General features: G+C 74.3%; 1 protein-coding gene. It reads left to right on the top strand.

What is annotated here, in order from left to right; translation table 11 throughout:
• On the top strand, nt 1–397 hold a 397-nt coding region (locus IH13_RS44055), incomplete at its 5' end, for an excalibur calcium-binding domain-containing protein (RefSeq protein WP_234433376.1).
• Nucleotides 398–424: the final 27 nt, after the last annotated feature.

Here is a 424-nt window from a genome sequence, read left to right as displayed (position 1 = left end):
GATGTGTATAAGAGACAGCCCGAAGCCCAAGCCGAAGCCGACGGCCGAACAGAAGACACAGACCCCGGCCAAGCCCTCGGTGTACTACGAGAACTGCGACGCGGCCCGGGCCGCCGGTGCCGCGCCCGTGTACCGCGGGGACCCCGGGTACGCGGCACATCTGGACCGGGACAACGACGGTGTGGGCTGCGAACCGTACGGCCGGTCCGGGTCGAGCGGCGGGTCCTCCGGCGGGTCGTCGTCCACCGGTGGCGGGGGCGGCACAGGCGGGGGCGGCAGCACCTACTACGCCAACTGCTCCGCCGTACGCGCCGCCGGCGCCGCCCCCATCCACCGGGGCGAACCGGGCTACGCCTCCCACCTCGACCGCGACGGCGACGGCGTGGCCTGCGAGTAACCCGCCCCACGACAGCCGCCCCCGGCC

The sequence above is a fragment of the Streptomyces sp. NRRL WC-3549 genome (assembly GCF_000721935.1).
Classification (GTDB): domain Bacteria; phylum Actinomycetota; class Actinomycetes; order Streptomycetales; family Streptomycetaceae; genus Streptomyces.
The sequence above is the reverse complement of the archived record's forward strand: the minus strand, read 5'-3'. Positions and strand labels throughout refer to the sequence as shown.